Here is a 19015-nt window from a genome sequence, read left to right as displayed (position 1 = left end):
GCTGGTATGTCTTGTTGCCCGGGAACCGCCCACCGGGTTTTCCGTCTGCGCGGATGTGATGGGGTAGGGGGACAGGGAACCGAGACGGGAGTGGTGATGACCGAACAGCCCGCCGGGCGGTTGGTGCTCGCGGCGACGCCGATGGGGGATGTCGGGGATGCGTCGCGGCGGCTGCGGGAGGCGCTGGGGTCGGCCGATGTGGTGGCCGCGGAGGATACGCGGCGGACGAAGGCGCTGGCCAAGGCGCTGGAGGTGGAGATCGCCGGGCGGGTGGTGAGCTTCTACGACCATGTCGAGACGGCGCGAATTCCGTTGCTGCTGGAGGAGATCGAGGCCGGGCGCACCGTGTTGCTGGTGACCGACGCGGGGATGCCGTCGGTCAGTGATCCGGGGTATCGGATGGTGGCCGCGTGTGTGGAGCGCGGATTGTCGGTGACCTGTCTGCCCGGGCCCTCGGCCGTCACCACCGCTCTGGCCCTGTCGGGCCTGCCGATGGAGCGGTTCTGCTTCGACGGATTCGCCCCGCGCAAGGGCGGGCAGCGCCGGCAGTGGCTGGGCACGCTGCTGCGCGAGGAGCGGGCGGTGGTGTTCTTCGAGGCGCCCCACCGGCTGGCCGACTGCCTGGCCGATGCCGTCGAGATGCTCGGGCCCGACCGTCGCGCCGCGGTCTGCCGGGAGTTGACGAAGACCTACGAGGAGGTCGTTCGCGGCACCCTCGCCGAACTCGCGGCGTGGGCGGTCGAGGGGGCGCGCGGGGAGATCACCGTGGTCATCGAGGGCGCGCGGCCGCGCTCGGCCGACCCCGCGGATTTGGTGGGTGAGGTCGAGGCGCTGGTCGCCGAGGGTGTCCGGCTCAAGGAGGCGTGCGCCGAGGTCGCGGCGGCCGCCGGGACCTCGCGCCGCGAGCTCTACGACGCGGTGCTGGCCGCCCGCGTCGACAAGTAATACCCGAGAATTTCGGGGCAGGTTTGAAATGTGTTTGTTTCGTAGTATTGATTCTGTAATGGTGCCGGTACTGCGGGCGGCACCATTACCGTGAAAGCCCTTGGCGGCCTCCGCAATTCGACCGCCCGCGAACCCCTAGTCCTTGGGCTCCACGTACTTCGGGAACACCGGCTCCGGCGCGGGCAGCGCCAGGCCCGGCGCGATCGGCGTGGCCAGATCGGCGAAGGTGCGATTGGTCTGCCCGAGCTGGTCCAGGATGCGGGCGGACGAGCCGGGAATGATCGGCTGCACCAGGATCGAGACGATACGCAGCACCTCGAGCGTCACGTAGAGCACGGTGCCCTCGCGGACCACATCCTCCGGGGTGCCCGACTTGGCCAGCGCCCACGGCTGCTGGGCGGAGAAGTACCTGTTCGTCTCGCCCAGCGTCAGCCAGATGGCCTCCAGCGCGAGATGCATCTGCTGCTGGTCGAACTCGGCGCGGCAGCGCTCCAGCAGGCCGCGCGCGCGGTCGAGCAGTTCGCGATCCTCGGCGGTGAACTCGCCGGGAGTCGGCACGGCCGAGCCGAAGTCGCGCGCCACCATCTTCAGGCTGCGCTGCACCAGATTGCCGTACTCGTTGGCCAGATCGGTATTGATCCGGCCGACGATCGCCTCGTGGCTGTAGGAGCCGTCCTGGCCGTAGGAGATCTCGCGCAGCAGGAAGAACCGCACCGCGTCCAGCCCGTAGTTCTCGACGAGTTCGAGCGGGTCGACCACATTGCCGACCGACTTCGACATCTTCTCGCCCTTGTTGTACAGGAAGCCGTGCACGAACACGCGTTTGGGCAGTTCGACGCCCGCCGACATCAGGAACGCGGGCCAGTACACGGTGTGGAAGCGGGTGATGTCCTTGCCGATGATGTGCAGATCGGCGGGCCAGAACTTGCCGAAGGCCTCGGAATCGGTGTTCGGGAAGCCGACGCCGGTGAGGTAGTTGGTGAGCGCGTCGACCCACACGTACATCACGTGCGCGGGATCGTCCGGCACCGGCACACCCCAGTCGAAGGTGGTGCGGGAGATGGACAGATCCTTCAGCCCGGCCTTCACATAGCTGACGATCTCGTTGCGCCGCGTCGCGGGCAGGATGAAATCGGGCCGCTGTTCGTACAGTTCGAGCAGTCGGTCCTGATACTTCGACAGCCGGAAGAAGTAGTTCGATTCCTCGGTCCACTCCACCGGCGTGCGGGTCTCGGTGGCCACCCGGGTGCCGTCGTCGAGGACGGTCGTCTCCTCCTCGGTGTAGAACGCCTCGTCGCGCACCGAGTACCAGCCGGAGTAGGTGTCCAGGTAGATGTCCCCGGCCGCCCGCATGCGCTCCCAGATCGCGATCGAGGAGGTCTGGTGGTCCTCGTCGGTGGTGCGGATGAAGCGGTCGTAGGAGATGTCGAGGGTCTTGTCCATCGCCTCGAACACGTCGGAGTTGCGCGCGGCGTACTCCTCGACCGGCACGCCCGCGGCCCGGGCGGCCTGCTGCACCTTCTGGCCGTGCTCGTCGGTGCCGGTCATGAAGAACACGTCGTAACCGTCCATGCGCTTGAACCGCGCCAGGGCGTCCGCCGAGATGTACTCGTAGGCATGCCCGATGTGCGGCGCGCCGTTGGGATAGGCGATGGCCGTGGTGATGTAGAAGGCGGGGCGTCCGGTCGCAGTCATGGTGTCACTACTGTAGTCCGGGTGACCGGAACCGTTCGCGCCAATATCCCCGCCTGACCATGGCCGGCAAACGACCCGCGCCCGAGGCCCCCGAACCGCTGTCTCCGCTGGTGGACGCGCATACCCACCTGGACGCCTGCGGCGCGACCGATGCCGAATCGGTTGCGGCCGTGGTGGACCGGGCCGCGGCGGTCGGCGTCGGGCGGGTGGTGACCGTCGCCGACGACCTCGACTCCGCGCGCTTCACCGTGCGGGCCGCGCACTGGGACCCGCGCGTGTACGCCGCGGTCGCGCTGCATCCGACCCGCGCGAACGCGCTCGACGACGCCGCGAAGGCCGAGCTGGAGAAGCTGGCCGCCGATCCGCGCGTGGTCGCGGTCGGCGAGACCGGGCTGGACTATTACTGGCCCGGCAAGCTCGACGGCTGCGCCGAGATCGAGGATCAGGTCGAGGGTTTCCGCTGGCATATCGACCTGGCCAAGCGTCTGGACAAGCCGCTCATGATCCACAACCGCGAGGCCGATCACGACCTGCTGGCCGTGCTGCTCGACGAGGGCGCGCCGGATGCGGTGATCTTCCACTGTTTTTCCTCCGACGCGCATATGGCGCAGGCGTGCGTGGACGCGGGCTACCTGCTCAGCTTCTCCGGCACGGTCAGCTTCAAGAACGCGCACGAACTGCGCGAGGCGGCGAAGCTGGTTCCGGACGCGGCCATCCTGGTCGAGACCGATGCGCCGTTCCTCACCCCGCACCCGTTCCGCGGCGCTCCCAACGAGTCCTACTGCCTGCCCTACACCGTGCGCGCCCTGGCCGAGCTGCGCGCACAGGATCCGGCCGAACTCGCGGCGATCACCACGGCCAATGCCGAACGCGTCTACGGCATTTGAGCGCCGGATCACAGGGCGACCGTTCGGTGGGTGAAATGTGGCCCGGCCCACTACCATGACCGCGTCGTGATCTGTCCGCCGGCCGCGTTATCCGGCCGTTATGTGAAAACCGCCTGATCCACCCCGCGTGGTTGTCAGGCCCTGACCCCGTCGTTATCGTATTGTGACCATGCCGGAGCCTCGGATGTCCGCTCTGCAGCGGATCAACTCGTCGCGATCGCCGCTGCTGTACGCGGCGATCGCCGCGATGCTGATCACGCTGATCGTGGGCGCGTGCCTGGCCATCCTGCACCGCAAGACCGTGACGCTGGTCGTCGACGGCGAGCAGACCACGCTGACCACGATGGCGCTGAACGTGGGCGGGGTGATCAAGGCCGCGGGCTTCGTGCTGCACGCCAAGGACGCGCTCTCGCCCGCCGCCGACGCCGTGGTCCCCGACGGCGGAACCATCACGCTGAACCGGGCCCGCCAGGTGGCGATCACCTTCGACGGCAAGGTGCACCAGCGGTGGACCACCGGCTACACCGTCGCCGAAGCGCTCACCCAATTACAGATACCCACCGACGTCTTCGTCTCGCCGCCGCGCCCGACGCCGCTGCCGCTGCAGGGCGCCGCGCTGGCGATCACCAGCCCGCGCACGGTGCTGCTGGCCGACAACGGTGCGGAGCCCGAGATCGTGCGCATCGCCGCCCCGACCATCGGCGAACTGCTGCAGGGGCAGGGCCGACCGCTGATCAATCAGGATTCGGTGGATCCGGCGCCCGACACCAAGCTCACCATCGGCATGAAGATCACCGTCACGCGCAAGCGGGTGGAGAACCGCGTCGAGCGGGTGCCGCTGGATCCGCCGGAGAACGTGATCGAGGATCCGACGATGAACATGAGCCGGACGGTCGTCGAGGATCCGGGCAAGCCCGGCGTGCAGGACGTCACCTTCGCGGTGTCCATCGTGAACGGCCATGAGGCGCACAAGGATCCGATGGACAGCAAGGTGATCGTCCCCGCGCATCCCAAGACCGTTCGCAAGGGCGCCAAACCCGGCACCGAGGTGCCGCCGGTGCGCGACGGGGCGATCTGGGACGCGCTGGCCAAGTGCGAATCCGGCGGCAATTGGGCGATCAATACCGGCAACGGCTATTTCGGCGGCATCCAATTCGACCAGGGGACCTGGGAGCGCCAGGGCGGTCTACGCTATGCGCCGCGGGCCGATCTGGCCACCCGCGAAGAGCAGATCGCCATCGCCGAGGTGACGCGGGCCCGGCAGGGCTGGGGCGCGTGGCCCGCGTGCACGAGTCGGCTGGGGATCAGCTAGTCACATGAGCGCGCCGCCGTCGACGCGGATCTCCGAACCGGTGATGTAGCGGCCCTCGTCGGAGGCGACCATCGCCACCACGCCCGCGATGTCCTCCGGATTGCCGAGCGCGCCGCCGTCGAGCCAGCCGGTGAGCCGGGCGAACAGGCTCCAGTCGGTGTCCTCGGGTACGGCCAGATTGGAGGTGATGCCGCTGGTGATGCCGCCGGGGACGATATTCACCGCGCGCAGGCCCTGTTTGGCGTACTCGAGGGCGATCGCGTGCGTCATCGCGGTCACCCCGCCCTTGGATGCCGAATAGGCGGCCATATAGGGATGGGCGCCGAAGGCCGCGGTGGAGGAGAAGTTCACGATCACCGGATGGTGTCCGGCCAGCAGATGTGGGATCGCGGCCTGGATCATCAGGAAGGTCCCGGTCAGATTGACGCCGATCACCTGATTCCACGCCGCCAGCGGCATGTCGTGGGTGTGCGCCGCGCGGTGGATTCCGGCGGCGTTGACCAGGACGTCCAGCCCGCCGAGGAATTCGATCGCCGCGACACTGCCCGCCCGCACCGAATCCGCGTCGGAGACGTCGACGATCGTGGTGTGCAGCCGGGCGCGCGCGTCGGCCTCGACGGCGTCGGCGGTCTCTTTCAGGCCCGGCTCGGAAATATCGGCGGCCGCCAGGGTGGCGCCCTCGCTCAGGAGCCGGTGGACGATGCCCCGGCCGATGCCCGAGCCCGCTCCGGTGACGAGCACTCGCCGTCCGTCGAATCTACGCTGCATTGCGCTCGCCCTAACTCTCTGCGGACCATTTCGCGACACACCGAAACTAGAACGGGTATCAGTTCGCGTCAATGTGTACGATCGTGCCGGTTGGTCTGATCTGTCGTATTTCCTGCGCGCATTCCCGGTTTGCCTGTCCAAACGGAAAGTGGTGCTGCATGCGATTTTTCGGCTCTCCCAGGCGCGTGGCGTCGATCGCGGTGATGGTCGGCGTGGCACTGGTCGCGAGCGGCACGCAGGTCGAGGCGGTGACGGCCACACCGGGGACCCCGATTGCCGTCGTCGACCGGCCCGACGGCTGGCGGGGCATGCCCGGTACCGGGTCGGTGCTGGAATATTGGACCAGCGGTTCGGACGGTTCGGTCCAGCCCGCGACCGGTGCGGTATTCCTCCCGCCCGGTCCGGTGCCGCCCGGCGGGTGGCCGATTCTGGCCTTCGACCACGGTTCGCTCGGCATCGGGCCGAACTGCGGCGGGCAGGCCGAGCCGCAGCTGGGGCCATGGCCCGAGCGGCGTGTGAAGGAGGACGCCTATCTGCGCACCTTCATCGAGAAGGGGTTCGCGCTGGTGGCGCCGGACTATCTGGGACTGGGGCGGTTCGACACCGGCGTGCATCCGTATCTGGAACTGAAGACCGAGGCGAGCGCGACCATCGATATGGTCAAGGCCGCGCGGGCCGCCCATCCCGAACTCGGACGCCGGTGGGCGGTCTTCGGCGGTTCCCAGGGCGGGCAGGCGGCGCTGGGTACGGCCTGGTATCAGCGGAAGCTGGCCCCCGAACTCGATTTCCGCGGCGCGGTCGCCCTCGATCCGGAGTCCGAGGTGGAGAATCTGCTGCCGATGGCCGGGCCGTGGGGACCGGATCTGCCCAGTGTCATCGGCGATGCGCTCACCGCGTTCATGGTCACCGTGTTGGCCGGGCTGCGGACCGCGCGTCCCGAGGCGAAGGTCGACAGCTATCTCTCCCCGCGCGGCAGGCAGATCCTCGACAGCAGCGCCAAGCTGTGCCTGGACGCGATCGCCGAGCGGGTGACCGGGGTCGGAATCAGTGATCTGTTGGCGAAACCGCTGGCCGACGATCGCATGCGGGCGATCCTCGCGGACTATATGGGCGTGCCGACCAGCGGCTACGACAAGCCGATCCTGCTGCTGCTCAATGCGCTCGATCTGACCGTGCCCTCGCCGCTGCACGCCGCGCTGGCGGCTCGGTTCGCGGCCAATCAGGTCGATCACAAGGTGGTCGTCGGGGTCGGTCGGCATATGCAGCTGAACAAGGAGATGTCGGCGGCCATGGACGAGTTCCTCGCCCGGGTGCGCAAGCCGTAGCTCTCACGCTTCTCTCACAAACTGCCGCTACGCTTCGCCGCGAATTTGCCGGTGTATGGAGAAGTGGCGGTGGTCGTGCGGGTGTCGGGTTACTGGAGACGGGTTGTCGTCGCGGCGGCGGTGTCGATGGGTGCGGTGCTGGGGCTCGCGAGTCCGGCTGCGGCGGCCGAGGTTCCGGGGACCGCGATCGCGGTGGCCGCGCGGCCCGGCGGATGGCCGGGGTTGCCCGGCGGTTCGGTGATCGAATACTGGATGACCGGTTCGGACGGCGCGCCGCGGCCCGCGAGCGGGGCGCTGTTCGTGCCCGAGGGACCGGTCCCCGCGGGTGGCTGGCCGATCATGGCCTACGACCACGGCACTTCCGGGCTGGGACCCGGCTGCGGCGGGCAGTCCGATCCGCGGCGCGCGCCCTATCCGGAGAGCCGGGCCAAGGAGGCGCAGACCCTGAAGTACTTCCTGGACAAGGGCTTCGCCGTCGTCGCGCCGGATTACCTCGGCCTCGGCCGCTTCGACACCGGGCCGCATCCGTATCTGGAGTTGCGGACCGAGGCCACCGCGACCATCGATCTGGTGCGCGCGGCCCGGGCGACCCATCCGGAGCTGTCGCGGACCTGGGCGGTGTTCGGGGCGTCTCAGGGCGGTCACGCCGCGCTGGGTTCGGCGCATCTGCAGCGGACCTATGCGCCGGAGCTGGACTTCCGCGGCACCATCGCGCTGGACCCGGCCTCCGATGTGGAGAAGCTGCTGCCGGTGATGGGCCCCGGCTTCCCGGATATCCCCGGTGTGAGCGGTAACGGCAGCACCGCCTTCGCGGTGAGCATCCTGGCCGGGCTGCGGGCCGCGCGTCCCGATGTGGATGTCGACGGCTATCTCAGCCCGCGCGGCCGCGACATCGTCGACAACGCCGGGGGCCAGTGCCTGGATGCCCTCATCGACCGGCTCCAGGGCGCCACCATCGGCGAGCTGCTCGCCCGCCCGCTGTCGGATCCGCGCCTGACCACGGCGCTGAGCGAGTACATGGCCGTGCCCACCGCCGGTTACGACGCGCCGATCCTGTTGCTGCTCAATGCCACCGACCTGACGGTGCCGTCGCCACTGCACGCCGCCCTGGCCGCCCAGTTCACCGCGAACCGCGTCGATTACCAGAGCGCGGTCGGTACCGGAAAGCACTGTGAGATGAACGATCGCATGTGGTCGGCGGTCGACGCGTTCGCCGCCCGCATCCTGGCCACGCCGGCCGAACGCTGACGCGCGGGCAGCGCGGGCCGTGCCGCTTGATAGTTTGTCGGGCGTGTCCGAACCTGTTGTCGCTGCCCGGGGGCAGGCCGAGTTGCTCGGCCCGGCCGAGGTACGGGTGTTGGCGGAGCGGTTCGGGGTGCGGCCGACCAAACAGCTCGGGCAGAACTTCGTGCACGACGCGAACACCGTGCGGCGGATCGTGACCGCCGCCGGGGTGGGGCGCGAGGACGTGGTGCTCGAGGTGGGGCCGGGGCTCGGGTCGTTGACGCTCGCGCTGCTCGATGTGGTGGACCGGGTGATCGCGGTGGAGATCGATCCGGTGCTGGCCACGCAGCTGCCGGGGACCGTGGCCGAGCGGGCGCCCGGGCTGGCCGAGCGGTTGAGCGTGGTGGAGGCCGATGCGCTGCGGGTGCGGGCCGCGGATCTGCCGAACAGTCCCACCGCGCTGGTGGCGAATCTGCCGTACAACGTCGCGGTGCCGGTGCTGCTGCATCTGCTGGCCGAATTGCCCTCCATCACAACGGCCTTGGTGATGGTCCAGGCGGAGGTGGCCGACCGGCTGTCGGCCGAGCCCGGCTCCCGCATCTACGGCGTCCCGAGCGTGAAGGCCGGTTTCTTCGGCGCCGTCCGCCGCGCGGGTGCGGTCGGCCGCCAGGTCTTCTGGCCCGTCCCACAGGTCGAATCCGGCCTGGTCCGCATCGACCGTTTCCCCACCCCACCCTGGCCCCTCGACGACACCCACCGCCGCCGCGTCTTCGAGGTCGTCGATGCCGCCTTCGCCCAGCGCCGCAAAACCCTCCGCGCCGCCCTCGCCCCCTGGGCAGGCTCCGCCGCCGCAGCCGAACAACGCCTCCTGTCCGCAGGCATCAACCCCACTGCCCGCGGCGAAACCCTCGACACCGCCGCCTTCGTCCGCCTCGCCCAACAGCCGTAACCCCACCCCGACTCCCGCCCGGCAGGTTCGATCTCGCCGACGGCAGCTCCAACTGGATCGTTCCCGGCCCAATTCGGTTTCGCTGGTGGTTGCCCGACTGGATCGTTCTCCGCCCAATTCGGTCTCGCTGGTGGTTGCCGGACCGAATTATTCCCCAGCCCAATAGTTTCGGCCCGCTCGATTACCAGATTTCCCCGTCTCTCGGCCCCCCAGGGCCGAGAGACGGGGCCAAAGGCCCGCCCGAACTCAGCGGAATCCACGCAATCGCAGGCTGTTGCTGACCACGAACACGCTCGACAGGGCCATCGCGCCCCCCGCCAGCATCGGGTTCAGCAGACCGGCCGCGGCCAGGGGTAGGGCTGCGACGTTGTAGCCGAAGGCCCAGAACAGGTTTCCCTTGATGGTGCGCAGGGTGGCGCGGGACAGGCGGATGGCGGTGGCGACCGTGCGCAGGTCGCCGCGGACCAGGGTGATGTCGCCCGCCTCGATCGCGACGTCGGTGCCGGTGCCCATGGCGAGGCCCAGGTCGGCCTGGGCCAGGGCGGCGGCGTCGTTGACGCCGTCGCCGACCATGGCTACCACGCGGCCCTGATCCTGCAGCCGCTTCACCACGTCCAGCTTGTCGCTGGGCAGCACCTGCGCGATCACCTCGTCGATGCCGACCCGGTCGGCGACCGTCCGCGCGGCGGCGGCATTGTCGCCGGTCAGCAGGACCGGGTGCAGGCCGAGCGCGCGCATGTCCGCGATCGCCTCGGCGCTGGAGTCCTTGATCGCGTCGGCGATCACCAGCACGCCCCGGGCCGCACCGTCCCAGGCCACCACGATCGCGGTGCGCCCGGCCGCCTCGGCCTCGGATTTGGCCGCTGCCAACGACTCCGGCACCGTGATCGACCAGTCATCGAGCAGTTCGGTGCGTCCGACGACCACCGCGCGCGCACCGACCAGGCCCTGTACGCCCTTGCCCCCGTGCGCGACGAACTGCCGCACCGGTTCCGGCGTCAGCCCGCGCTCGGCGGCCCCGGCCACGATCGCTCGCGCCACGGGATGCTCCGAGCCGTGCTCCACCGCGGCCGCCACCGCGAGCAGTTCCGCTGCGTCGCCGCCGTCGGCCGGAATCACCTGGGCCAGAGTCATTTTCCCGGTGGTGACGGTGCCGGTCTTGTCCAGGACCACGGTATCGATGCGCCGGGTGGACTCCAGCACCTGCGGCCCCTTGATGAGAATCCCCAGCTGCGCCCCGCGCCCGGTCCCGACCAGAAGGGCGGTGGGCGTGGCCAATCCGAGGGCGCACGGGCAGGCGATGATCAGCACGGCCACCGCCGCACCGAACGCCGTCGCGATCGAGACACCGGCGCCGAGCCAGAAGCCCAGCGTCGCGACCGAGATCGCGATGACGATCGGCACGAACACCCCGGCCACCCGATCGGCCAGCCGCTGCACCGGCGCCTTGCCGTTCTGCGCCTGCTCCACCAGTTTCGCCATCTGCGCGAGCTGGGTGTCGGAGCCGATCCGGGTGGCCCGGACGGTCAGCACCCCACCGGCATTGACCGTCGCGCCCACCACCTGATCGCCCGGCCCGACCTCGACCGGCACCGACTCACCGGTGAGCATGCTCATATCGATCGCGGAATTACCCTCCACGACAACGCCGTCGGTGGCGACCTTCTCCCCGGGCCGCACCAGGAACTGCTCGCCGATCCGCAACTGCTCGACCGGCACCCGGATCTCGCCCCCCTCGCGCAGCACCGCGACATCCTTGGCGCCCATCTCCAGCAGCGCCCGCAGCGCCGACCCCGCTCGTTCCTTGGCGCGCGTCTCGAAGTACCGGCCTGCCAGGATGAACACGATCACCCCGGCCGCCACCTCGAGATAGATATTGGCCGCCGAGGAGCCCCGCTCGACGGCCAGGCTGAAACCGTGCTTCATGCCGGGCATTCCGGCCTCACCGAAGAACAGCGCGTACACCGACCACGCATACGCCGCCAGGGTGCCCAGCGAGATCAGGGTGTCCATGGTGGCGCTCGCGTGCCGCGCGTTGGCCCAGGCGGCGCGATGGAAGGCGGCCCCGCCCCAGAACACCACCGGGGTGGCCAGCGTGAGCGAAAGCCACTGCCAATTGCGGAATTGCAGGGCCGGAACCATCGCCAGGGCGATCACCGGCACCGCCAGCGCCAGGCTGATCAGCAGCCGCTGCCGCAGCAGTTGAGCGGGAGACGAGCCCGAATCCGCTTCGGCCGCATCGGTTTCTGTGGTGTGCAGCTGGGCGGTGTACCCGGTCTCGACGACCTTCTCGATCAGATCCTCCGCGCTCACCGAGGACGGAAAGCTGACCCGTGCCTTCTCGGTCGCGTAGTTGACCGTCGCGGTGACACCGTCGATCCGGTTGAGCTTCTTCTCGATTCGAGCCGCGCAGGAGGCGCAGGTCATGCCGCCGATATCGAGTTCGACCGAGCGTTCACCCGTTGGCGCGCTCATTGATGCCCTCCTCCGTGGTCGTCGTGCTCGCCGGTGGCGCCACCCGCGGCCGTCTCGACGGTGAACTCCGCGGTGTGCACCGAACCGCCGTGGGCGAAGTCCAGATACAACCGGTATGCCCCGTCACCGGGCGCTTGCGCATGGAAGGCGACCTGGGGACCGGATGGTGTCGAGCCGACCGCACCCTCGGGGTGAACGTGCAGGTAGGTCAGGTCGTTCGCGCGCAGGGCCACCAGATGGGCGTACGCGCCCAGATAGGGCTCGAGGTCGGTGACCGGTCGCCCGTCGCGAGTGACGGTGAAGCGTAATTCGCTTCCGCCGGTACGCGGTTCGCCGGCGAGGATGACGCGGTAACCGTCCACCTCCGCGGTGTTCGACCGGGGTGGCAGCGGGTGCGTCTCGGCCGCGCCGGTCACGGTGAACGTGCGGCTGAGCACCAGCTCGCCGGGGCCGTCGGCCGGGGCGAAGTCGGCGAATACGCGGTAGACGCCGGGTTCGGCCCAGGTCCAATCGATCGACCAGGTACCGTCGGCCGCCAGCTGCGGATGTACGTGCCGATATCGGGTGGTGTCGGTGCGGACCGCGATCAGATGCAGCTGCTTCTCGTGCAGCGTGTTGAAGCGGGTCACCGGCTCGCCGCCGGGTCCGTCGATCCGCAGGCGCAGCGCACCGGGCCGGTTAACCTCGGCGGGGGCCGACAGCTCGGCGAGGGTGTAGCCCGCGGCGGCGGCCTGCGATCCGGTGCCCGCGGCCGGGTTCGCCGGGGCCGAGTGGGATTCGCCGTGCCCGGGGGCCGCTCCGATCCGGTCGCCCACCAGGGCGCCGAGGCCGAGCGCGGCCCCGAACAACACGACCAGCCCGCCGCCGAACGCGGCGAACCGCAGTCTGTCGTTCATGAATTCGCCACCTCGTAGCCCGCCTCGTCGACGGCCGCGGCGACCTCGGCATCGGAGATCGCGCCGGTAGCGGAGACCTGCACCCGGCCGGTGGCCAGGTCGACGTCGACACCGGTGACACCGTCGATCTTGCCGATCTCCTTCTGCACCGCCGACACGCAGTGGCCGCAGGTCATGCCGGTGACGGTGTAGGTGCTGGTGGCCATGATCGACTCCTCATCCTCGGTTTCTATACGGTGTGGGGGTATTGCCCCCATATCCATGAAGATACCCCTAGGGGGTACTTACCGCAAGCGGCCTGCCGCACTGGCGCGGTGTGCGCATTACGCTTGGGGCTCGTGCTTTCAGTTGTGCCCAGCCCCGTGGTCGTGCGGGCGCCGTCGAAGGTGAACCTGCACCTCGGGGTGGGTGAGGTTCGCGCGGACGGCTATCACGAGCTGACCACGGTGTTCCAGGCGCTGTCGCTGAGCGACGACGTGGAGATCGCCCCCGCCGGATCGCTCGCGGTGCGCGTGAGTGGTGAGGGTGCGGCGGAGGTGCCGATCGATCGCACGAATCTGGTGTGGCAGGCGGCGGTGCGGCTGGCACATCTGGGCGGCCGCGCGCCCCTGGTGGAGATCGCGATCCGCAAGGGTATTCCGGTGGCGGGCGGGATGGCGGGCGGCAGCGCCGATGCCGCCGCGGCGCTGGTCGGCCTGAACGAGCTGTGGGATCTGGGGCTGACCCGCGACGAGCTGGCGACGATCGGGGCCGAACTCGGCAGCGATGTGCCCTTCGCGCTCTACGGCGGCACCGCGCTGGGTCGGGGCCGGGGCGAGAAGCTGCTTCCGGTGTTGTCCCGCAACAGCTTTCACTGGGTGCTGGCGCTGGCCAAGGGCGGCCTGTCCACCCCGGCGGTCTTCCGAGAACTCGACCGGCTGCGCGAACACGGCGACCCGCCGCGGCTGGGCGAGCCGCAGGAACTGTTGCAGGCCTTGGCCTCCGGCGATCCGCACCAGCTCGCCCCGCTGCTCGGCAACGACCTTCAGGCCGCCGCCCTGTCCCTGAAACCCGAACTGCGCCGCACCCTGCGCGCGGGCGTCGAGGCGGGAGCGCTCGCCGGGATCGTCTCCGGTTCGGGTCCCACTTGCGCCTTCCTGTGCGCCGACGAATCCGCGGCCGTCGCGGTCTCGGCGGAACTGTCCGGTGCGGGGGTGTGCCGCAGCGTCCGCACGGCCACCGGTCCGGTGCCCGGCGCCCGTGTGGTCGGCGACCCCACCCCCCGCGCCTGATTCAGTCGAGGATGTCGGCGATGCGATCCACCTGGTCGGGATCGGTGCCGTAGCAGTAGAGCATGAGCTCGTCGGCGTCCAGGCCCTCGAATTGCGCGATGGCCGTGCGGATTTGCGCGCCCGTGGTGAGCATGCCGTCGACCATGTGGTCGGCGCGGCCGCTGAAGCCGTAGTAGGCGCGCATGGCGCCGCGAGCCTGCTCGACCAGGGCGTCGGGGCCGAGGGCGACATTCACCTGGGCGACGATGCGTGGCTGGCCGGGCCGGTCGTGACGCTCCCAGGACTGGCGGGCGGTCTCGATGAGGTCGTCGGCCCAGTCGGGGGCAGCGGCGCACAGGAAGCCGCCGCCCCAGCGGCCGACCCGGTCGAGTGCGGCGGGCTGGAATCCGCCGAAGAGCAGTTCCGGACCGGGCTGGGCGTGGCCACCGTGGGGCGCGGGGCCGATGGGGCCGCAGCTGTCGCTGTAGGGTTCACCGGCCCAGAGCCTGCGCATGAGCGCGATCTGCTCGTCCAGGCGGCGGCCGCGGGTGCGCAGTTCGGTGCGGGCGGCCTCGTGATCGTCGGCGCGGCCGCCGACACCGAGGCCGAGCACCAGCCGTCCGCCGGACATGCGGTCCAGCGTGGCGGCCTGTTTGGCCAGCAGGGCGGGTTCGCGCAGCGGTGCGAGGAGCACCTCGGTCTGCAACTGCACCCGCTCGGTGACACCGGCGAGCACGGCCAGCGCCACCAGCGGTTCGGGATTGTCGTAGACGAGTCGGTCGAGCAGGCCGAGGGTGGCGAACGGGCCCGCGTCGGCGCGGCGAGCCCATTCGGACAGCAGGGTCGGTTCGGCAATGGGAAGGCCGAGGCCGATACGCATGGAATCCTCCATCGAGTGGGTATGGCAAATCACGCCGCCCACTCCGGGCCTCGTTCGTCGAGGCTGGGCTCCCGCTCTGCGGCAATACTTCTGGAGAGCTCCGTTTGGATTGAGGTCAATCTAGGGCAGGCGGTCGGCGTTGGCAAAACGAGCGCACGGATCGAGGCTCGGCCGCGTCCCAGTACCCTGGCTGAGGCACGAATCGACGACACCGAGGATTTATGGCGAACCTGATCAATCTCGAACAAGTCCACAAGAGCTTCGGCATCACGCCGTTGCTGGACGACGTCTCGCTCGGTGTGCAGGAGGGCGAGCGGATCGGGGTCGTGGGTCTCAACGGCGGCGGTAAGACGACGCTGCTGGAGGTGCTGACCGGTATCGAGCAGCCCGACGGCGGCCGGGTGAGCCGGATGAACGGTCTGCGCATGGCCGTGGTGACCCAGCGCGGTGTGCTGCCGGACGGTGCGACGGTCGGCGAGGTCGTGCTCGCGGGGCTGGCCGAGGATGCCCGCACCGACGGCGTGGCCGAGCACGAATGGGCCGCCAATCCGCGCATCCGCAGTGTGCTCGAGGGGATCGGGATCGCCGATCTGGGCATGCAGACCTCGGTCACCAATCTCTCCGGTGGTGAGCGCCGCCGGGTCGCCCTGGCGGCGGCGCTGGTGCGTGAACTCGATCTGCTCGTCCTGGACGAGCCCACCAACCACCTCGACGTCGAGGGTGTGCAGTGGCTGGCCGAACATCTGCTGACCCGCCGCAGCGCCCTGGTCGTGGTGACCCACGACCGCTGGTTCCTCGACACCGTCGCCACCCGCACCTGGGAGGTGGTGGGCGGCAAGGTGGAAAGCTACGAGGGCGGCTACAACGACTGGATCTTCGCCCGCGCCGAGCGGTCCCGCCAGGCCGACGCCACCGAGGCGCGGCGGCGCAATCTGGCTCGCAAGGAGCTGGCCTGGCTGCGCCGTGGGCCGCAGGCCCGCACCTCCAAGCCGCGCTATCGGGTGGAGGCCGCCGAGGCGCTGATCGCCGATGTGCCGCCGCCGCGCGACACCGTGCAGTTGGCCTCCTTCGCGCGAAAGCGCCTGGGCCGGGTGGTGATCGAGCTGGAGGACGCCACGCTGACCACACCCGACGGCCGCGAGCTGGTGCGCGATCTGACCTGGCGGCTGGCGCCGGGGGAGCGGGTCGGCCTGGTCGGGGTGAACGGTTCCGGGAAGACCACGCTGCTGCGTGCGCTGGCCGGTGACGCGGAGTTGGCCGCCGGTAAGCGTGTGCAGGGCCAGACCGTCCGAATCGGTTGGCTGCGCCAGGAACTCGACGATCTACCGACCAATATGCGTGTCCTGGAGGCGGTTTCCGAGGTTGCCGAGCGAACCATGCTGGGCGACAAGGAGATCTCGGCGGGCCAACTGGCCGAACGTCTCGGCTTCACCCCCGCCAAGCAGCGCACCCCGGTCGGGGATCTGTCCGGCGGCGAGCGCCGCCGCCTGCAGCTGACCCGCATCCTGATGGGCGAGCCCAACGTGCTGCTGCTCGACGAGCCCACCAACGACCTCGATATCGACACCCTGCAGCAGCTGGAGGACCTCCTCGACGGCTGGGCGGGCACCCTGGTGGTCATCAGCCACGACCGCTATCTCATCGAGCGCATCTGCGACTCCACCTGGGCCCTGTTCGGCGACCACCAGCTCACCAACCTCCCCGGCGGCATCGAGGAGTACCTGCGCCGCCGCCGGGCGCTCATCGAGCCCGCCCGCCGCCCGGCGGCCGCCGCACCCGCGAATCCCACCGCCCCCGCTACGGATTCGGCCACCTACCGCGCCGCCCGCAAGGAACTCGCCAAGCTGGAACGAGCCCTGGAAAAGCTCACCGAACGCGAGGAACGCCTGCACACGGCCCTGGCCGAGGCCGCGACCGACCCGGACAAACTCGTGACCCTCGGCGCGGAGCTCAAACAGGTTCAGGCCGAGAAGGAGTCCACCGAGGAGCGCTGGCTGGAACTGGCCGATACGGTCTGACGGGTGCCGCGCCATCCGGGCGCGGCGCCGCTCACAGGGCTTGATCCAGTGGCGGAACCGGCAGGCAGGTGCGCACGAAGTCCGTGCCGAAGCCGGTCAGCGCGATGCTGCGATAGAAGACCTTGGTGCCGAAGCCGCCGCGCTTGAGCAGCTTTCGGATCTCGTGCTGGGATTCCAGCAACTGATAGCGGGTGGGGTTGTCCAGCGGCTCGCGCAGCCAGTCGGCCAGGCCCAGGCGGCGCAGGTTGGTCAGGTAGATGTCCGTCCGGTCCGGAAAGCGCAACGCGGCCTCTTCGCCGATCATGGTGAAACCCATGGGCATTCGCGAGGCGCCGGAGCTCGGGGCGCGGCCGGTCCGGACGTCCAGCGAGGGTTGCGCGCCGTCGAGATAGAGGTGGCGCAGGATGCGGGCCTCATCGGGAGCCAGCTCGGTGAGGATGCGCGCGAAGGCGGGATGGTCGTCGTCGCCGTCGTGCACGCTCGCCGAGCGCCGCAGCAGTTCGGCCCCGCGCTCGCGCAGGCTCGGCGTCCCGGGCGACGCGCTCGGTTCCTCGGCCGCGGCCGGAATCCCGAGCACCCGGCGCACCGAATCCCGTACCTGCTCACCGGCTTCGGCCAGCACATCGCGCGTCGGCCGCCCGGTCATACTGCCGCGCACCACGGTTCCGGTGATCCCCACCGCGGTCCCCAGCCCCCAGGCCGTCACCTCCGAAACCGCGGACACCGCCACCCACACCACCCCCGCCGCGGTGCGCACCGGACCGGCGGTGCGCAGGGCGAGGTCGGTGGTGGGCCTGGGCACCAGTTCGGTGGAATACCCGCGACTTTCGTCGTCCGGGTCGTTCACCACGGCCATGGGGCTACTCCTGTTCCGAAGATCAGGATATGAGCGTAACCGGCCAACAGGCCCAACACGCCGCCATGCACGAACAAAAGCCACTCGTCCTGTTTGATGGCCGAACGCAGCATGTCCACGAAGTCCGGCGGCGACAGCGCGGCCATCTGCTTGGCGATGTACTGGCCCACCGACTTGCTCTGCTGGGCGTTGAACGCCGGATCGGCGAAGGCCACCGGCGCGAGATTCTTTGCCTCGTCGGCGAATCGGGTCTGCAGCGTCTCGTAGTCGCGGCTGCCGATCATGAATTTCAGCGCGCCGCGCGCCGGTCCCAGTGCGCGATCGGTGGCCGGGCGCAGGGTGTCCTCCAGTACCTGCATCGTCCGGTCCGAGCGTGGTCCGTTGAGCAACTCGTCACCGATATTGGCGACGGTCATGATCTGGCTGGCCACCAAATCCGCATAGCCCTCGGTGATTTCGGGCTGCCGTTTGATCAGCAAACCCTGCCGCCACGGGCACCACCATTTCGGGTACGCCGGCTCGAAGATCAAATTGATGCCGATCCAGTTGACCACCCAGCCGATGATCACCCCGCCGATCGGCAGCACCAGCAGCGGATGCGGAAACCAGTGCAGGATGAACACCAGCACCACACCCATCGGCGCACCGAAGTAGAAACCGAAATTCTGCATGAACCGCAGTTCTTTCGCGCCGAGCACCTGGAACACCATGTTCAACAACTGCGGCCGCGATTGGAAGTAGCGGATCACCATCTGCTTGACGTCGAGCAGCTGTTCGATGTTGTTGCCCAGTTCCTCGGTGAGCTCGCGCAGGATGTCCGGCAGTTGCTGGCGCACCCGCTCGTGCACCATCTCCCGGATCTGGCTGGGCAGGTTGAACCACAGCTGCGGATGCTCCCGGATCACGATCTCCTCGACGATGTCGCGGATCTGTTCCTCCGCGATCGCGGTGAGATGTTCGGCCAGCGCGTCCGGCTCCAGCTCCCGATAGAAGTCGGCGACGCTGCCCAATTTGGCCAGGCCCTTGTCCACCGCTATGGAGGCCATCTTGTCCGCCCGCGAGGGCACGATGCCCTGCCAGCCCATCCGCCCGTCCCACTGCAGTAGGGGCAGCACCTGAATTCGCTTCGGGAGATAGGGGAACAACCATCGCAAACCCGGCACGTGGATACCGTGAAAGCGGATCGGCTTGAACAACATCAAGACGCCGGTCCAGTTCGTGATGTATCCGATGACTCCGGTGAACAGGGGGATGGTGATCAGTTCGAGCCACCAGTTCGGGGCGACATGAAACAAACTCTCCAGCACGACACCCTCCTGCCGACCCCATTACCGGTGACCGCCGCCACACCGGCACTTCAACGTACCCCGTCGGCACGCTGGACCTTACTGTGGTTTCTGGAAACCGGTCCAATTCTGGCGAGGGATCTGGTTCACCGCGGCCCCGAATGGGAGACTTCGGTCACACGCGGGTCCGGAATGTCGCGCTCACGCTGCGGGTACCGGAAGAATGACCCTCACCACATCGGCGGCGGC

General features: G+C 69.2%; 16 protein-coding genes. 8 read left to right on the top strand and 8 right to left on the bottom strand.

Features of this window, described 5'->3' with window-relative positions; genetic code table 11:
- Nucleotides 1-96 precede the first annotated feature (96 nt).
- Entirely contained in the window at nt 97-945 is an 849-nt protein-coding gene (gene rsmI / locus NDR87_RS27370) for a 16S rRNA (cytidine(1402)-2'-O)-methyltransferase (protein ID WP_251916060.1), read from the top strand.
- Nucleotides 946-1080: 135 nt separating this feature from the next.
- Here the strand turns inward: rsmI and metG are convergent, their stop codons facing one another.
- On the bottom strand, nt 1081-2640 hold the full coding sequence (gene metG, locus NDR87_RS27365; protein WP_251916058.1) for a methionine--tRNA ligase: 1560 nt from the start codon (nt 2638-2640) through the stop codon (nt 1081-1083).
- A 59-nt stretch (nt 2641-2699) separates the two neighbouring features.
- Here metG and NDR87_RS27360 point away from each other — a divergent pair, with 59 nt between their 5' ends.
- Nucleotides 2700-3527, top strand: a complete 828-nt coding sequence (locus NDR87_RS27360) for a TatD family hydrolase (protein ID WP_251916056.1) — start codon at nt 2700-2702, stop codon at nt 3525-3527.
- 184 nt (nt 3528-3711) lie between these two features.
- On the top strand, nt 3712-4839 hold the full coding sequence (locus tag NDR87_RS27355; RefSeq protein ID WP_251916054.1) for a resuscitation-promoting factor: 1128 nt from the start codon (nt 3712-3714) through the stop codon (nt 4837-4839).
- Here the strand turns inward: NDR87_RS27355 and NDR87_RS27350 are convergent, their stop codons facing one another.
- Nucleotides 4840-5607 (bottom strand): SDR family NAD(P)-dependent oxidoreductase, encoded by a 768-nt coding sequence (locus NDR87_RS27350; protein WP_251916052.1) that lies wholly within the window; start codon nt 5605-5607, stop codon nt 4840-4842.
- A 185-nt stretch (nt 5608-5792) separates the two neighbouring features.
- Here NDR87_RS27350 and NDR87_RS27345 point away from each other — a divergent pair, with 185 nt between their 5' ends.
- The 3 genes from NDR87_RS27345 to rsmA all read left to right on the top strand — a co-directional run bounded on the left by NDR87_RS27345 (nt 5793) and on the right by rsmA (nt 9105).
- The gene (locus NDR87_RS27345) at nt 5793-6932 is read left to right on the top strand and encodes a lipase family protein (protein ID WP_251941238.1); all 1140 of its coding nucleotides are present in this window, start codon (nt 5793-5795) and stop codon (nt 6930-6932) included.
- Between the two features lie 126 nt (nt 6933-7058).
- A complete protein-coding gene (locus NDR87_RS27340) occupies nt 7059-8180 on the top strand; it encodes a lipase family protein (RefSeq protein ID WP_251916144.1) in 1122 nt (373 codons plus the stop codon).
- Nucleotides 8181-8223: 43 nt separating this feature from the next.
- Complete coding sequence (rsmA, locus tag NDR87_RS27335; RefSeq protein WP_251916048.1) at nt 8224-9105, top strand: 16S rRNA (adenine(1518)-N(6)/adenine(1519)-N(6))-dimethyltransferase RsmA; 882 nt, start codon at nt 8224-8226, stop codon at nt 9103-9105.
- A 246-nt stretch (nt 9106-9351) separates the two neighbouring features.
- Here rsmA and NDR87_RS27330 read toward each other — a convergent pair whose 3' ends face one another.
- The 3 genes from NDR87_RS27330 to NDR87_RS27320 are packed head-to-tail and all read right to left on the bottom strand — an operon-like array spanning nt 9352 to nt 12682.
- Entirely contained in the window at nt 9352-11580 is a 2229-nt protein-coding gene (locus NDR87_RS27330; protein ID WP_251916046.1) for a cation-translocating P-type ATPase, read from the bottom strand.
- Entirely contained in the window at nt 11577-12476 is a 900-nt protein-coding gene (locus tag NDR87_RS27325) for a hypothetical protein (protein WP_251916044.1), read from the bottom strand. The genes NDR87_RS27330 and NDR87_RS27325 overlap by 4 nt, the downstream gene beginning before the upstream one ends.
- The gene (locus NDR87_RS27320; RefSeq protein WP_251916042.1) at nt 12473-12682 is read right to left on the bottom strand and encodes a heavy-metal-associated domain-containing protein; all 210 of its coding nucleotides are present in this window, start codon (nt 12680-12682) and stop codon (nt 12473-12475) included. The genes NDR87_RS27325 and NDR87_RS27320 overlap by 4 nt, the downstream gene beginning before the upstream one ends.
- Nucleotides 12683-12814: 132 nt before the next feature.
- Here NDR87_RS27320 and NDR87_RS27315 point away from each other — a divergent pair, with 132 nt between their 5' ends.
- Nucleotides 12815-13747, top strand: a complete 933-nt coding sequence (locus tag NDR87_RS27315; RefSeq protein WP_251916040.1) for a 4-(cytidine 5'-diphospho)-2-C-methyl-D-erythritol kinase — start codon at nt 12815-12817, stop codon at nt 13745-13747.
- A 1-nt stretch (nt 13748) separates the two neighbouring features.
- On the opposite strand, the gene NDR87_RS27310 is transcribed toward NDR87_RS27315, so the two are convergent.
- On the bottom strand, nt 13749-14606 hold the full coding sequence (locus NDR87_RS27310; protein WP_251916038.1) for an LLM class flavin-dependent oxidoreductase: 858 nt from the start codon (nt 14604-14606) through the stop codon (nt 13749-13751).
- A gap of 221 nt (nt 14607-14827) precedes the next feature.
- Here NDR87_RS27310 and NDR87_RS27305 point away from each other — a divergent pair, with 221 nt between their 5' ends.
- Nucleotides 14828-16624, top strand: a complete 1797-nt coding sequence (locus NDR87_RS27305; protein ID WP_251916036.1) for an ABC-F family ATP-binding cassette domain-containing protein — start codon at nt 14828-14830, stop codon at nt 16622-16624.
- Between the two features lie 31 nt (nt 16625-16655).
- On the opposite strand, the gene NDR87_RS27300 is transcribed toward NDR87_RS27305, so the two are convergent.
- Nucleotides 16656-17480, bottom strand: a complete 825-nt coding sequence (locus NDR87_RS27300) for an Abi-alpha family protein (protein ID WP_251916034.1) — start codon at nt 17478-17480, stop codon at nt 16656-16658.
- A complete protein-coding gene (locus NDR87_RS27295) occupies nt 17468-18787 on the bottom strand; it encodes a hypothetical protein (protein WP_251916032.1) in 1320 nt (439 codons plus the stop codon). The genes NDR87_RS27300 and NDR87_RS27295 overlap by 13 nt, the downstream gene beginning before the upstream one ends.
- Nucleotides 18788-19015: the final 228 nt, after the last annotated feature.

The organism is Nocardia sp. CDC159 (assembly GCF_023740735.1).
Taxonomy (GTDB): Bacteria; Actinomycetota; Actinomycetes; order Mycobacteriales; family Mycobacteriaceae; genus Nocardia; species Nocardia pulmonis.
This window is presented reverse-complemented; position numbering and strand designations above follow the sequence as displayed.

Bases quoted from the DNA above. Each gene is read 5' to 3' on its own strand.
- rsmI (WP_251916060.1), top strand. From the start codon at position 97: ATGACCGAACAGCCCGCCGGGCGGTTGGTGCTCGCGGCGACGCCGATG.
- metG (WP_251916058.1), bottom strand. From the start codon at position 2,640: ATGACTGCGACCGGACGCCCCGCCTTCTACATCACCACGGCCATCGCC.
- NDR87_RS27360 (WP_251916056.1), top strand. From the start codon at position 2,700: ATGGCCGGCAAACGACCCGCGCCCGAGGCCCCCGAACCGCTGTCTCCG.
- NDR87_RS27355 (WP_251916054.1), top strand. From the start codon at position 3,712: ATGTCCGCTCTGCAGCGGATCAACTCGTCGCGATCGCCGCTGCTGTAC.
- NDR87_RS27350 (WP_251916052.1), bottom strand. From the start codon at position 5,607: ATGCAGCGTAGATTCGACGGACGGCGAGTGCTCGTCACCGGAGCGGGC.
- NDR87_RS27340 (WP_251916144.1), top strand. From the start codon at position 7,059: ATGGGTGCGGTGCTGGGGCTCGCGAGTCCGGCTGCGGCGGCCGAGGTT.
- NDR87_RS27330 (WP_251916046.1), bottom strand. From the start codon at position 11,580: ATGAGCGCGCCAACGGGTGAACGCTCGGTCGAACTCGATATCGGCGGC.
- NDR87_RS27325 (WP_251916044.1), bottom strand. From the start codon at position 12,476: ATGAACGACAGACTGCGGTTCGCCGCGTTCGGCGGCGGGCTGGTCGTG.
- NDR87_RS27320 (WP_251916042.1), bottom strand. From the start codon at position 12,682: ATGGCCACCAGCACCTACACCGTCACCGGCATGACCTGCGGCCACTGC.
- NDR87_RS27310 (WP_251916038.1), bottom strand. From the start codon at position 14,606: ATGCGTATCGGCCTCGGCCTTCCCATTGCCGAACCGACCCTGCTGTCC.
- NDR87_RS27305 (WP_251916036.1), top strand. From the start codon at position 14,828: ATGGCGAACCTGATCAATCTCGAACAAGTCCACAAGAGCTTCGGCATC.
- NDR87_RS27300 (WP_251916034.1), bottom strand. From the start codon at position 17,480: ATGGCCGTGGTGAACGACCCGGACGACGAAAGTCGCGGGTATTCCACC.